This window comes from Thioalkalivibrio sp. HL-Eb18 (genome assembly GCF_000364985.1).
Classification (GTDB): domain Bacteria; phylum Pseudomonadota; class Gammaproteobacteria; order Ectothiorhodospirales; family Ectothiorhodospiraceae; genus Thioalkalivibrio.
The window spans coordinates 57,017-71,120 of the sequence record NZ_KB822967.1 but is presented as its reverse complement, the minus strand read 5'-3'; the positions used below and the strand labels follow the sequence as shown (position 1 = coordinate 71,120).

11 protein-coding genes are annotated in these 14,104 nt (G+C 66.3%); 7 read left to right on the top strand and 4 right to left on the bottom strand.

Annotated features, from left to right (window positions below):
* Positions 1 to 3: 3 nt before the first annotated feature.
* The 3 genes from F813_RS0107665 to F813_RS0107655 all read right to left on the bottom strand — a co-directional run bounded on the left by F813_RS0107665 (position 4) and on the right by F813_RS0107655 (position 4,145).
* On the bottom strand, positions 4 to 2,376 hold the full coding sequence (locus F813_RS0107665; protein WP_012982757.1) for an HDOD domain-containing protein: 2,373 nt from the start codon (positions 2,374 to 2,376) through the stop codon (positions 4 to 6).
* A gap of 126 nt (positions 2,377 to 2,502) precedes the next feature.
* Complete coding sequence (locus F813_RS0107660; RefSeq protein ID WP_012982758.1) at positions 2,503 to 3,528, bottom strand: DUF2235 domain-containing protein; 1,026 nt, start codon at positions 3,526 to 3,528, stop codon at positions 2,503 to 2,505.
* A gap of 86 nt (positions 3,529 to 3,614) precedes the next feature.
* Positions 3,615 to 4,145: an Hsp20/alpha crystallin family protein gene (locus tag F813_RS0107655; protein WP_012982759.1), complete on the bottom strand. Its 531-nt coding sequence runs from the start codon at positions 4,143 to 4,145 to the stop codon at positions 3,615 to 3,617.
* Positions 4,146 to 4,284: 139 nt separating this feature from the next.
* Between F813_RS0107655 and F813_RS0107650 the strand changes: the two genes are divergently transcribed.
* The 4 genes from F813_RS0107650 (at position 4,285) to F813_RS0107635 (ending at position 8,464) form a co-directional block, all read left to right on the top strand.
* Entirely contained in the window at positions 4,285 to 4,902 is a 618-nt protein-coding gene (locus F813_RS0107650; RefSeq protein ID WP_017926105.1) for a rhomboid family intramembrane serine protease, read from the top strand.
* Between the two features lie 188 nt (positions 4,903 to 5,090).
* Positions 5,091 to 6,458, top strand: coding sequence for a sialidase family protein (locus F813_RS0107645; protein WP_012982761.1), 1,368 nt, complete (start codon positions 5,091 to 5,093; stop codon positions 6,456 to 6,458).
* Positions 6,458 to 7,381 (top strand): isoaspartyl peptidase/L-asparaginase family protein, encoded by a 924-nt coding sequence (locus F813_RS0107640; RefSeq protein ID WP_017926103.1) that lies wholly within the window; start codon positions 6,458 to 6,460, stop codon positions 7,379 to 7,381. Before F813_RS0107645 ends, F813_RS0107640 begins: the two co-directional genes overlap by 1 nt.
* Before the next feature lie 75 nt (positions 7,382 to 7,456).
* A complete protein-coding gene (locus F813_RS0107635; RefSeq protein WP_017926102.1) occupies positions 7,457 to 8,464 on the top strand; it encodes an adenosine deaminase in 1,008 nt (335 codons plus the stop codon).
* A 26-nt stretch (positions 8,465 to 8,490) separates the two neighbouring features.
* Here F813_RS0107635 and F813_RS0107630 read toward each other — a convergent pair whose 3' ends face one another.
* Positions 8,491 to 10,020 carry an amidase gene (locus F813_RS0107630; protein WP_012982764.1) on the bottom strand — a complete coding sequence of 510 codons (1,530 nt, stop codon included), beginning with the start codon at positions 10,018 to 10,020 and terminating at the stop codon, positions 8,491 to 8,493.
* 216 nt (positions 10,021 to 10,236) lie between these two features.
* Here F813_RS0107630 and F813_RS0107625 point away from each other — a divergent pair, with 216 nt between their 5' ends.
* The 3 genes from F813_RS0107625 to F813_RS0107615 all read left to right on the top strand — a co-directional run bounded on the left by F813_RS0107625 (position 10,237) and on the right by F813_RS0107615 (position 14,047).
* Positions 10,237 to 11,547 (top strand): diguanylate cyclase, encoded by a 1,311-nt coding sequence (locus F813_RS0107625; protein WP_012982765.1) that lies wholly within the window; start codon positions 10,237 to 10,239, stop codon positions 11,545 to 11,547.
* An 81-nt stretch (positions 11,548 to 11,628) separates the two neighbouring features.
* Positions 11,629 to 12,177 (top strand): heme NO-binding domain-containing protein, encoded by a 549-nt coding sequence (locus tag F813_RS0107620; protein WP_017926100.1) that lies wholly within the window; start codon positions 11,629 to 11,631, stop codon positions 12,175 to 12,177.
* Positions 12,170 to 14,047, top strand: a complete 1,878-nt coding sequence (locus F813_RS0107615; protein ID WP_017926099.1) for a bifunctional diguanylate cyclase/phosphodiesterase — start codon at positions 12,170 to 12,172, stop codon at positions 14,045 to 14,047. Before F813_RS0107620 ends, F813_RS0107615 begins: the two co-directional genes overlap by 8 nt.
* Positions 14,048 to 14,104 lie beyond the last annotated feature (57 nt).

Here is a 14,104-nt window from a genome sequence, read left to right as displayed (position 1 = left end):
GCGTCAGGACCGCGCCTCGCAGATCGCCAGGGCCAGCTGATTCCGAACCGATTTCAGCGCGCGCAGCACCAGCGGGTCCAATTCCGTACTGCCCGGCGCCAACTCCAGGTACAGCAGCCCCACACAGCGCTCACGCACACCCAGAGGCAGCAAGAGAAAACTGCGCGCATCCAGCGCATCACGGAACTCCGCCGGAATGTAGCGGCTGATCGCCGGGTCCGAACTGTCGCTGATCACCATGTCCTTGCGCTGTGTCATGGCCAGCGAGAGCACATTGCCCGAGCCACTCAGCGACAGGCGCAGACGCCCGGACAGGGATTCCGCCTCATGCCCGAACGCGGTATGGGCCACCAGCGTGCGGCGTTCCCGATCCGCCAGCATCAGCATCGCGCGGCGCAGTCCGAGCACCTGGTAGATATTCTCCAGCGTCGCCTGGACCAGCGGGTTCAGCTCGAACCCCTCGACCATCGCATCGAGCATGTCCGTCAGCGACTCCATCAGGGCCGCCGCCTGCTCGGCCGGTGACGCCGCCCCGGAACCCGGGCCGTCGGCCGCCAGGCCGCCATTGGCATCCAGCAGGGCCTCCTCGTCCGGAACATCGCCACCCTGCGCGGTCTCGCCAACCCCCAGATTCCGCCGCAGTTGCCGCAGATGTTCCTGCCCCTCACGCGGCAGCTTGACCACGCTCAGAAACTGCTCGAGATGCTCGCGCCCGCCCTGAATGGCCCGCCGCATACCCGTAGCTTCGACGTCCAGCGACGCCTTGTAGCGGCGCCGTAGTTCGGCCAGGGCGAGATCCTGCTCCGCCGGGTCCTGGTGGATAATGCGACCCGCCATCTCGCTGGCCAGGGTTACGATCCGATGCAGACGCTGGTCCGGGTCGCGTACGGCCGGCAGCGTGCCCTCGGGCGCCCGTTCGACCGCCTGCACGATCTCGCGCGGGAAGTTCCAGTCCTCCAGCACGGCACGCGCCAGTGCCTCGTACGAGAGGCCAAGCACCTGGCGCGCCGCACTGCCCTCGGAAACGCCCTGCGTCTGCCGGATCTGAATCTCGTCGGCCTCCTCGGGGAGGTAGTAGAGGGCCAGCATCCGACCGATGTCGTGGAACAGTGCGCAGACAAACGCCTGTTCGCTTTCGACCCCGCCGAGCTGCCGGGCCAGCGTGCGTGCCAGCATCGCGCTGAACAGCGTTTGCACCATCGCCTGCATCAGGCGAGCGGACTGGCTGCCGCCCTTGAGGTTCTCCAGCAGCACGAGGCCAAGCGCCGCCGTGCGCACCTGCTCGAATCCCAGCAGGACGACCGCCCGGGAGACCGTGCGGATGTTGCCGCCGAAGTTGCTGTAGAAAGGGGAATTGGCCAGCCGCAGAAGCTTTTGTGTGGTCGCGTAGTCCTTCAGCACCGCATTCGACAACTCGGCGACCGAGCGCTGCTGGCTGTCGCCCGAGCACTGCGTAATCTCGCGAATGTGGGCCGAGATCCCCGGGAAATCCGGCTTGCGCCGGATCCGGCGAAGGATGAAATCGCCCGGATCCCCCGCCTCGGTCTCGCGGCCCTCGGTCACGGCGAGAAACGCCTCGCGCAGCGCCTGGGCCGATGCGTAACGCTCGTGCGGATCGGGGCGCAGTGCCCTCAGGGCGATGGCATCCAGGCGTTCGTCGCCCTCGCCTGTGTGCTTCGACGGCGGTTCGGGAACATCGGCTTCCATCTCACCCGGCGCATCCCGGTCGGCGTCCCCGGAAAAGGCCCGCCGTCCCGCCAGGAGTTCGTAGAACAGCGCGCCCAGCGAGAACACGTCCGCTGCCACTGTCGGCGGCCCTCCACACAGCTGCTCCCGGGCCAGGTAATGGCGCGTCTGTGTCTGATGCCCCGCGGCCTGTTCGCTACCCTCAGGCAACGCGAGCCCCAGACCGGTGACTCGCGCATGACCGTCCGCACCAACCGTGATGTTCGCAGGCTGCAGCGACCCATGAACAATCCCCTGCTCGTGCGCAGCCGCCAGGGCATCGACAATCTCGCGCATCAGCGCCAGGGCGCGGTCCAGCGGCAGCCGTCCCCTGGCGAGCAGGGCATCCAGCGTTTCGCCCTCGATGTACTCGCATACGAGATAGAGACCCTCGTCCCAGGGCCCCGCTTCGAAGATCGCCGCGCTGTGGGGATGCCGGAAACGGCTCACCGCGCGGGCCGCGCGCATCAGGTCATCACGCGCCTCGGCATCGCCCAGAGCCTGGTGCGTCAGCGTACGTACCATCACGCGTCGGTCCAGTACGCCGTCATGCGCGACATACAGGCCGTCGCGCGCACTCTCCCCCAGTGTCTCCAGCACACGAAACCGATCGATCCAGCGTTCCTGGCTCGCGTCACGCGACCTCGCCATGCTCCCTCCACGGAGTCCTTGCTACCCTTTCGTCCCGAGTCCGGCACCCCCGCCAAACCGGGGGCTATACCTCCAAACGCCCTCGTGCCGGTGCATTCATGATGACACGACCCGGCGCCAGTGAGGTCACCTGTCGCGGGATCGCTTGTCGAGATAGGCCTTGAGGTTTGGAGGACGGTAGTCGCGGGACTGCCGGTAGCGTGCTTCGACCGACGGGTGCAGCCGCGTCGGAGAATCCCCCTGGTCGAGGTCCCGGACCAGTGTGCGGCGCAAGCGATAGATGTGACGCCGCGACTGGTGGATCGCGGCGCGAGAGTCGGGGCGCAGGCTGGCCGGAAGGTGCGGCTCGAACTCCAGTCCTCCGGCGGATGCCTGCTCCAGCATCCAGTCCAGGGCAATATCGGCGACCCGCAGCCCCTGGGCATCGGGTGGATAGCCGCCCCCGATATCCGCGTGCACCCCGGCGAACCACTGCTGGTCCAGGTCCAGTCCTTCGCGCGGCTCCCACAGGGTGGGTTCGAAATCTGCCCGGCGCTCGTCGATGGCCAGTGCATGGCGCGCGATGCGGACGTTCGGGCCCAACTTGGTGTCGTAGAACTCGTCCGTGCGGTCGAACAGTCCGAGCACCGAAAACGGGATGCCCAGTGCCCCGACGGTATCCCAGGCACCCACGAAACGGATCTCCCGCGAGGGGTGGCTGTGCGCCTCGCGAAAGGCGCGCGAGTGCTTGCCTTCGGGCTTGTACGCCGCCCCCGTGCGTTTGTACAGGCGAAAGGCCTCCTCGATCAGACGCGCATCCGGACGCCGGAGAATCCCGCAGTTGTTGATCAGACCGCACAGGCTGCGCACGGTGTACGCACCCCGGCTGAATCCAAACAGGAAAAGCTCGGTCCCCGAGGCGTAGTTCTGCACGATGTAGCGGTAGGCATCGGTGATGTTCTTGTGGATGCCCCGCCCGGTCACGCCGCCACTGATCCGGGCGTGGTACGACCCCACACCCCAGTCATAGAACACCTGCTGGGTATCGCCGGCGGCGTCCACGGGCGCTACCGCGCGGGCCAGGCGCAAGACGTTGGTGGGGACGTCGGATTCGACGTCCTCCTCCGGACGGTTCCAGGTCCCGTCCGCGCAGATCACGATACGACGCGTCATTATCGGCCTCCCTGCCGCCTACCCTTCCTTCAGCCTAGACGGCGCCGAGCCGATCCGCATATCCCGACTGCCTCGTTCCGGTCACGCTAACGTTCAATCTCGATTCGCCGCACCCCGGGGCGCTCACCATCCTTGCGGCGGGGGACTTGGACATCCAGCACCCCGTTCTTGAAGCGGGCCGATATACGATCCGTGTCGGCATCACCCGGAAGGCTCAGGACCCGGCGAAACTGCCCGTAACTGCGCTCGATCCGGTGGTAGCCCTCCTCGTCTTCCTCGTGTTCCTGGCGTTTCTCGCCCGAGATGATCAGATCGTCCCCATCGATGGAAAGGTCGATCTCGTCCTCCGAGATCCCGGGCACCTCCACCGATATCCGGTAGGCCTTGCGTCCCTCGGCGATATCCACGCTGGGCTTCAGCCACAGCGAGCCGGTACGGCCCGCGAGGGCGCTGCCTGGCACACGGCCAAGGAACTGGTCGAACATCCGGTCCATCTCCTGGTGCATCCGCAGCAGCGGGTCGCCCGTGGCGTCATCGCGCCGCGCGGGCAGGACCTCGGGCTGTTCCTGTTCCTCGCGCTTGAACCAGTTCCACGGCTTCAGCTTTTGCAGGTCCATGCAGTCACCTCCTCGTATCGTGTGTCGTGAGCACTTGCATTCAGGGCTCCTACCCCAATAGGTAGGAAGTCGACAGAAGTTTTCAAGATCCGGGCCGAAGCCTTGAAAAAAACCGGCCCTCGGGAGCAGCCGATCATCAATGGAACAGGACTTTTACATCACGCTGTTCATCATCGCGGGTACCGTCGCGACCTCCGTCTGGGCCTGGCAGCGCCCGCGCGTACTCGAGCGGATGATCTACTGGCCACCGGCGGTGGCCCGCGGCGAATACTGGCGGCTGATCACCCACGGGTTCATCCACGCGGACGGCACCCATCTCGCGTTCAACATGATTACGCTGTTCTTCTTCGGCATGGCCATGGAGCGTGTGCTGGTCCCAGAGATTGGCGTACTCGGCTTTGTGGCGTTCTACCTGGCCGGCATCGTGCTGGCGATCCTGCCCACCCACCTGCGTCACCGGAACAACCGCTTCTACCGCAGCCTGGGGGCCTCGGGTGCGGTCTCGGCCGTTTTGTTCGCCTATATCCTGCTGCAGCCCTGGTCGATGCTGTTCGTGTTCTTCATCCCGATGCCGGCGATCATGTTCGCGGCCGCCTACGTGGCCTATTCGTTCTGGGCGCAGCGGCAGGCGCGCGACAACGTGAATCACAGCGCCCACCTCTGGGGCGGTGCCTGGGGCGTGGGCTTCATGCTTCTACTCGAGCCGGCCCTGTTCGGTCGCTTCGTGCAGGAACTCCTGTCGCCGCTTGGGGGCTAGGAGCCAGTTGGACTGGGGGCTGATCGGCTGCGCGTGCGGGAGAGCGGAAAAGGACCGCTCTCCTGCCCCACGCTCGCGACGACCGCCAAAATCCGACAGGCTCCTGGACGTGAATCCTTCCGGGCACCCGGTGGTCCCATAAAGCGCCACTGCACGAAACCGGGCCGTATTTCGCCACAGGAGGTCGCATGCCTCGAACCACGTACATACACGCCTGGCCCGCCCTCGGCATCCTTGCCGGGTTGGCTCTCGCGTTTGGGCCCACACCCACCCTCGCGGACGAGGAGCCCCACACCCGAATCCTCTGGCAGGATCCCGTCGAGGTCGCCCGTGGCGAAGCCTACCGAGGCCCCTGGCGCATGAATGCCTCCGACTTTCGCTATGTGGACGATGCCTCGGTGGCGATCAACGACCACGGCGACGTGGTCGTCGTCTGGGTTGACCAGGTGGAGCAGGCGATCCTGCTGCAACGCTACGACCGCGACGGTCAGGCGGTCCTGGACGAACCCACTCGCATCGGCGGCGAGCCCGACACCTTCTCCTGGCTGCCGCGCGTCGCGATCGAGCCGGTGCCGGATGACGAGGACGAATTCACCGTTCACCTGCTCTGGCAGGAGATCCTGTTTACCGGTGGCGACCACGGCGGGGAGATCCTCTATGCCCGCTCCCGGGACGGCGGCCGCTCGTTCGAGGATCATCAAAACCTGTCGAACTCGCGCGACGGGGCCGGCAAGGGACGCATCACCGCACATCGCTGGGACAACGGCAGCCTGGATCTGCTGCTGGCCGCGGAGGGTCAGGTCGTCGCGGCCTGGACCGAATACCGGGGTCCGTTGCGCGTCACCTATTCGTCCGACAACGGCGAGAGCTTCGCGGAACCCGAGACGGTCAACGACGGCGCCGAAAAACCGGCCCGCGCACCGAGTCTGGCCCAGACCCCCTCCGGGCGCGTCCTGCTGGTCTGGTCGGAGGGCGACGATCCGTATGCCGACCTCCGCATTGCCACCTCGGAGGAGATGGGCCAAGGCTTTTCCGCTCCCACAACAGCCCTGGAAACCCCGGGTCATGCCGATGCGCCTTCGCTCGTGGTGGATGATGACGGCACCGTGCACCTCGCCTTCGGCGCGATCCCCGCAAACGACCTGGAAGACTACCGCCAGCCCTACCACCGCCGACTGCATCTCGCCCAGGCCGATGCCGACAGCCTGGAGTTCACCTCGGCGAAGAAACTGGACGCGGACGACTGGGCGGGCGGCTTCCCTACGCTGGCCCGCTCCGCCGACCGGCTCTATCTCGTCTGGCAGCGCTATCAACACCCGACCGACCGCCCGTACGGCCTCGCGTTTACCCACGCCCCACTGGACACCCTGGAGTTCGCGCGCGTCGAGCCCGTCCCGGGGACCGTCGACCGGCCCTACAGCGGCGGGCTTCAGGGGCAGCTGAAACGGCGGATGGCGGTCAACGCGGCTGGCGAGATCGCGATTGCCCAGAGCCGCTTTGTCCCCGGTAGCCACAGCGACATCCTGTTGATCCGCGGACAGGCGCAGGACCGCTGATGGCCTCGAAGGCCTTTTCGTTGATGATCCACGGCGGGGCCGGACGCATCCGCGAGGTGCAGGACCCGCTGGTTGCCGAGCAGTACCACGCCGCGATGCTGCGGGTACTGGAGGCCGGCCGCGAGCGCCTGGCCCGTGGCGAACGTGCGCTGGATACCGTTGAATACTGCGCGGCGCTGCTCGAGGACGACCCGCTGTTCAACGCCGGTACGGGAGCCGCGTTGACGCGCGCGGGCACGGTCGAACTGGACGCCGCGATCATGGATGGTGCAACCCTCGGTGTGGGAGCAGTGGGGGCGGTGCGCGGCATCGCCAATCCCATCCGGCTGGCTCGCGCGATCCTGGACGACGGGGCACACGTACTGCTGGTCGCCGAGGGGGCCGCGACCTTTGCCCGGCAAGCCGGGCTGCCCATGATCGACGAAAGCCGGCTGATTACGGCGCAACGGCGGGAGCAACTGGAACGAACCCTGCGGCGTGGCGCCGTCACCCTGGACCATGACGAGCCCGCCCCGGGGACCATCGGCGCCGTCGCCCGCGATCAGCGCGGCCACCTGGCGGCGGCAACCTCCACCGGCGGCATGAATGGCCAGCGTCCCGGCCGCATCGGGGACTCGCCGATCGCGGGGGCAGGCGTCTACGCCGACGATCACACCGCCGCCATCTCCGCGACCGGCCTAGGCGAGCATTTCCTGCGCAGTGTCTTCGCCAAGGACCTCGCCGACCGTATCGAGCTGCTGGGTCTCGGCGCCGCCGGAGCCCTGACCGCGAGCCTGCGGCGGCTGCGCGACCGGCTGGACGGCTACGGCGGTGCGATCGTGATCGACCGCGAGGGGCGCTGTGCGGCCGGTACCACCACCCCGCGCATGATCCACGGCTGGATCGAGCACGGCGGCGCCAGCGAGACGCGTATCGACCCGTAATCGCGGCATCATTTAGCGCCATTCGGATCAAGCCGTTACCATTCATCGCCCACGTGCCGACTACAGGACGCCAGCATGCAAGACCCGATCGCCCGCCTCCCCAAGGTAGAGCTCCACCTGCACATCGAGGGGGCTCTGGAACCGGAACTCCTGTTCCGGCTGGCCGAGCGAAACGGCGTGGATCTTCCCTATGGCTCGATCGACGAGGTGCGCGCGGCCTACCAGTTCCAGGACCTGCAGTCGTTTCTGGATATCTACTACGCGGGGGCCTGCGTCCTGCTGACCGAGCAGGACTTCTACGACCTGACGTGGGCCTATCTGCAGCGCTGCCAGCAGGATCACGTACGCCACACCGAGATCTTCTTCGATCCCCAGACGCATACTGAACGTGGCGTGGCGTTCGCGACGGTGATCGATGGCATCACCCGCGCCCTGGACGATGGCGAACGCGAGCTGGGCATCTCCAGCCGCCTGATCCTGTGCTTTCTGCGCCACCTGAGCGCCGAGGCCGCGATGGAGACCTTCGAGGCGGCCCGGCCCTACCGCGACCGCATTGCGGCATTCGGGCTGGACTCGGCCGAACAGGGCCACCCGCCGGAGAAATTCCGGGCGGTGTTCGATCGCGTGCGCGACGCTGGCTTCCGGGTTGTCGCCCACGCCGGTGAGGAGGGCCCGCCCGAATACATCCGCCAGGCCCTGGACGTGCTGCAGGTCGACCGCATCGATCACGGCGTGCAGGCCGAGCAGGACCCCGCCCTGCTGCAACGGCTTGCGCAGGAGCAGATCCCGCTGACCGTCTGCCCGCTGTCGAACATCAAGCTCTGCGTGTTCGACCGGCTCGAGGACCACAACCTCAAGCGCCTGCTCGATGCCGGGCTGCGGGTCACCATCAACTCCGATGATCCCGCCTACTTCGGCGGCTACATCGGCGAGAACTTCCGCGCGACCACCGAAGCGCTGGCACTGTCGATCGACGACCTGGAACAGCTCGCCCGCAACGCGGTCGAAGCCGCCTTCCTGGACGATCCGGGCCGCCAGCACCTGCACGACGAAATCACGGACTGGCGCCGCAGCGTCGCCTGACCGGAATCGGACGCAGGGATGATGCTTCAGCCCTGCCCTGTGCCCGGCAGGGGTGGCGGCACCCGGTCAAACCAGGGCTGCACGGCCTCCAGCTGAGTCGCCAGCGACAACAGCCGCCCTTCCTCGCCCCAGGGCGCCATGAACTGCACGCCCACAGGCAGCCCGGCACGATCCCAGTGCAGCGGTACCGACATCGCGGGGATCCCGGCCAGGTTGGCCGTCAGGGTGAACGGGGTACGCTCCAGGTTCTCGAAGGTCATCCGCTCCAGAAAGCGGCTGTTCAGCATCCAGCGCCCCACCGGCAGGTACAGGGCGAGCTCCTGCAGGGCACGAACCAGGGGCGCTGGCTCCAGCTCGCCGATCCGCGGCGGCGGCATCGCCACGGTCGGTAGTAGCAGGAGGTCATGGCGCTCGAATAGCGTCGCCAGCGCCAGACTGACGCGATGCCAGCCCTGCCGCGCGCGGGCGTATTCCCCCGCGGTCAAAGCCCGCCCCAGCCGCGCCAGTGTGCGTGTATCCAGCTCGAAGTCGTCCCAGCGCGCACCCCGTTCGCGCGCACGCGCCACGAATGCCGCCACCTGCCCGTACAACAACGCCAGTACCGACCGCGCCACATGCCGGCCATCCACCGGCCAGTTGGTCACACGCTCAACGACGTGCCCTTGGGCTTCCAGTAAACCGGCGGTCCGCTCGACCGCCTCCACACAGTCGCGATCGACCCGTCCGTCCACGGGCGAATCGACGTTCCAGCCGATCCGCAGGCGTCCCGCCTCGTGCCGGGCGAGCGCCTCGAAGCTTGCCGGAGGGGGCTCCACCCGAAAGGGCGCGGAAGCACTGTGTCCGGAGGACAAGACATCGAGCATTCGAGCACTGTCGCGCACACTGCGCGAAAGCACCCCCTCGCTCACCGCGCCTTCCCAGGCCTCGCCCGCCAGCGGCGTCACCGGCACCCGACCGCGCGAAGGTTTCAGTCCGAACAGGCCGCAGTACGAGGCCGGTATGCGAATCGACCCGGCGCCGTCATTGGCACCCGCCATGGGCACAATCCCGGCCGCCACGGCCGCCGCCGCGCCACCACTGGAACCGCCGGGCGAGCGCTCGGTATCCCAAGGATTGCGGGTTGCCCCCCAGAGCGCGGACTCCGTAATCCCCTTGAGCCCGAATTCGGGCGTCGTGGTCTTGCCCAGAATTACCAGCCCCGCCGCTTCGGCTCGTTTTACGGTGTCGGCACTCGCCGGCGCAATCACCTGACGGCAGGATCGACTACCCAGGGTCGAAGGAAGCCCCTTGACGTCCTGCAGGAGGTCCTTGACCAGGTACGGGACCCCGGCGAATGGTCCCTTAACGCCCTCGTCGATTCGTGCCTTGGCACGCGATCGGGCATCGATGCAAACCGCATTGAGCACGGGGTTCACCGCATCCAGGCGCCCCAGCGCGCACCGCAGCAGGGACTCGGGAACCACCTCCCCGTCACGCACGGCCGCCGCACAGGCGCAGGCATCCAATTGGTGATACTCGCGCGCTCCCGGGGTCTGGCCAGCGTCGTCTCCTTTCATGAGGGAACTGTACCGTGGGTTCGCTTACGCAGTCAGGCGACCCACACGCCATTCATGCCCCGGCACCACAGCCAAAGTGCCGCAGTTGTTGCAAACGCTGGCAACGCGCACTATACGGAGCGGCAGCACGGACGCTGCGGTTGCTGGACGGAATGGGAGCAAGGACATGCGCGGGCACAGGGGGCCACGGCCGGATCGCCAACGGGAGCCGGGATCATGAGGATCCTGGTCGTCGATCGCTCGCGCGTGTTCCGGGCACTGTGGAGCCGCATGGTGGGCACCGCCGGGCATGAAGCCAGCATGGCCGGCACCGGCGCCGAGGGGCTCGCACGTCTGGACATCTTCCGCGCAGAGCTGGCCTGCGTTTCGCTAAGCCTGCCCGACATGGATGGCCTGGAATTCTGCCGCGCGGCGCGCAAGAGGCGTTACGGCCGCGGGCTCCCGCTGATCATCCTTACGTCCAACCCTGATATGCGCATTCGCGAACGCGCCTTCGCCGCGGGCGCGACCGATGTCCATGACCGAACCAACATTGGGGAACTGTTCCAGCAGGCCGAACGCTACGCGCAGCCGCTGGAGAGCCTCCTCAGCGGACGGATTCTGTATGTGGAGGACAGCCCCACTGCCGCACGCTACCTGCGTCGCGCCCTGGAGCCCATGGGCCTCGATATCGTGCACTACACCAGTGCCTCCGATGCCCTCGCGGCCTTCGACCCCTCGCAGTTTGACCTGGTCCTGAGCGACATCCTGGTTGAGGGAGAGCTGAGCGGAATGGGGCTTGTGGGTTGCATCCGGCAGCAATGCCCGGACATGACCGAGATGCCAATCGTCGCCATGTCGGGCCTGGATGACCAGCATCGACGGGCGGAAATTTTTCGACTCGGTGTCAATGACTTCGTTACCAAACCTTTCCAGGGAGATGAACTTCGGGCGCGCCTGTACAACCTGTTGAACAACAAACGCCTGATGGAAGAGGTCCGCCTTCAGCGCCAGAAGCACTACGAGATGGCGATGGTTGATCCACTGACCGGTCTGAGCAATCGCAATGCCCTGACGGAGTTCGCCAGCCGATTCTTCGATGAACCCTGCAGCCACGACCAACCGCTGGCCCTGATCCTGATGGACCTCGACCACTTCAAGGACATCAATGACCGTCACGGCCACCTGGTCGGCGACGAGGTCCTCGCGGCCATTGGCCAACTGCTGCGCGCGGTTGCCGCGCCCGGCGAGATCCCCGTCCGCTTCGGCGGCGAGGAGTTGCTGATGCTAATGCCAGGCAGCGACTTGTTCGATGCCCATACCCGTGCCGAGGACCTGCGCCAGCGGGTCCAGGATCTGCACCCGGCGGGCCTGCCGCTCACCGCGTCCTTCGGAGTCACCAGCCGAGAGCCCGGGAGCGATGCCGAACTCAACGACCTGTTCCGCGCAGCCGACGAGGCGGTCTACAACGCCAAGGCCCAGGGGCGGAACTGCGTCGTCTCCCTACCCGGAAAGCATCACAACTCTGCCGCGGAATACTACGGCTGAGCCACTCGCGTCGCCCACTCTGTTTTCCGCGGGTTCAATCCTTTAGGGTCACGGGACGGACACGCGAACGGGAACAATGGAATGAAAGGCATCGTATTCAACGTCCTTGAAGAAATCGTGACGGAACACTACGGCGAGGAAGGCTGGGAGGGTCTCCTGGACCGGGCGCAGGTTACCGGCGCCTACACCTCGCTCGGAAACTACGAGGACGACGAGATGATGCGACTGGTCGGCGCCGCCTGCGAGGTTACGGGCCTCAATACCGCCGACTGTTTGCAGTGGGTCGGACGCGAGATGCTTCCGCGCTTCGAGCAGGCCTATCCAGGCGTCTTCGATCACTACCCAGACTCGATTGGGCTGCTCCAGGCCCTGAACGATGTGATCCATCCCGAAGTCGTGAAGCTCTATCCGGGCGCTCGGGTCCCCGTTTTTGACTGCACGCGGACGGGGCCGCAAGAGCTGGCGATGGACTACCGCTCGGAACGGGGACTTTGTTCACTGGCGCACGGGTTGATACTGGGCACGGGCGACCGCTATGGGCAGACCGTCCACGTCGAGCACCCGGAGTGCCAGCATCGAGGCGACGGCCGTTGCCATTTCCAGATCCACGTCGAGCCAAACGTTGGCTGACTCCTACCACCAGGATCGTGCCAAGGCGCCAGCACTGCGCGACCGCCGCCTGGAACGCGAGCGCCAAGCTCGCCAGGAAGCCGAGCGAATCGCCGAAGACGCAACCCGGCGTCTGTATCGGGAACAGGTCAAGCTCGAGACGATCCTGGAAGTCACTCGACTAGCCAATGCCAGCGACAGCCTGGAGGACACCACTACCCAGGGCCTGCAACAGCTCGCTGACCACACCGTCTGGCGGCGCGCTCACGCCCTTTACCGCGACCCGGCGGGTCAGCTACGCCGAATCGCCAACCTGAACCTGCCGGCACGGGATGACGAGGTCGAGCCCACGCCGGCCGGTCGCGCACTACTGGACTCGGCCTGCGGCATCGAGAGCCAGCTTGGGCTCGCCAGCCAACACCCCAACCGCCCGGAACGCTGCTGCATCTGCAGCATTTATGTCCATGGTCATTGCTATGGGTTGATCGAGGCATTCGCCGACACCCCGGATATCGACCCGGACCTTAGCCGCGAGGTCATCGAGGGGATCGCCCAGGCACTCGGCCATGTGTACAAGCGGGAACACGATCGCCGCGTGATCGAGCACATGGCCTACTTCGACAGCCTGACCGGGCTGGGTAACCGCGCCCTGTTCTTCGACCGCCTTGAGCTCGCCCTGCGCCGCGCACGACGAGCCGATCAATGCGTAGCGGTTCTGGCACTCAACATCGACCGCTTCCGCGACATCAACGACATGGTCGGGAAGCAGGCCGGCGATCAGCTCCTGATCACACTCGCGCAAGGCCTGCAGGACGTCATCCGCGAGACCGATACGGCGGCGCGCATCGGCGGCGACGAGTTTGTAGTGGTATTCGACGGGATCGACTCCTCAGAGGATGTCGAGGGGCTTTGTCAGCGCGTACTGAAGGCCTTGCATCACCACCATTCCATGCACACAGCCGAAGAATTCCATCCCCGATTGAGTGCGGGTGTTGCGGTATTTCCCGGGGATGCCCCTGACGCCGAGGCCCTGACCCGCTGTGCGGAAACCGCCCTGCAGCGTTCCAAGACAGAGGGTGGAGCCCGCCTGACCGTATTCGACCCCGCACTGGCCGAGCGCAGCGCGCGGCGGCGTGAGCTGGAACAGGAAGTCCGTGCTGCCGTGAGCAACGGCGAACTAACCCCCTGGTTTCAGCCGATCGTAGCCCTGCCCGGTGGGCGCATTATCGGGGCCGAGGCCCTGCTACGCTGGCAGCGCGCCGGGGCACCCGGGCCGGATCAGTTCGTACCGATACTGGAAGAACTCGGCTTGATGCTGGAGGTCGGCGACCAAGTGTTGCACACCGCGATGCAGCAGGCCGCCGACTGGCGCGCGGCGGGACACGAGTTTCAGCGCATCTCGGTGAACGTCTCGCCGGTACAGCTCAAGCGCGACCACTTTCTTACCGTGCTGGACCAAGCCCTGGCCAACACGGGCCTGCCCGCCGAGTGCGTCTGCCTGGAGGTCACCGAAAATGTGTATCTGGAGGGCGACTCCAGCATCCGCGACCGGATCGCGGCCATCAGCGAGCGCGGGGTACATATCGCGCTCGACGATTTCGGTACCGGGTACTCGGCCCTCGGCTACCTGCAATGGCTACGCCTGGACACCCTCAAGATCGACAAGAGCTTCGTTCAGCCACTCGGCCAGGACCCCTACTACAGCAATCTTGTTCGCTCGATCATTGGTCTCGCCCAGGCGCTGGATTTGCAAGTGACCGCCGAGGGCATCGAGCACCCGGAAGCGGCGCGCATGCTGGCCTCGATGGACTGCACCTATGGCCAGGGCTATTACTTTGGTCGCGCCATGCCGGCGGATGCCCTCACCCCGCTGCTGCACAAGCGTCTTTAGAAACCCGGACCCGTTCACAGCTTCCCACATGCGCCCCCGGGTAACCGCCATGGCGCC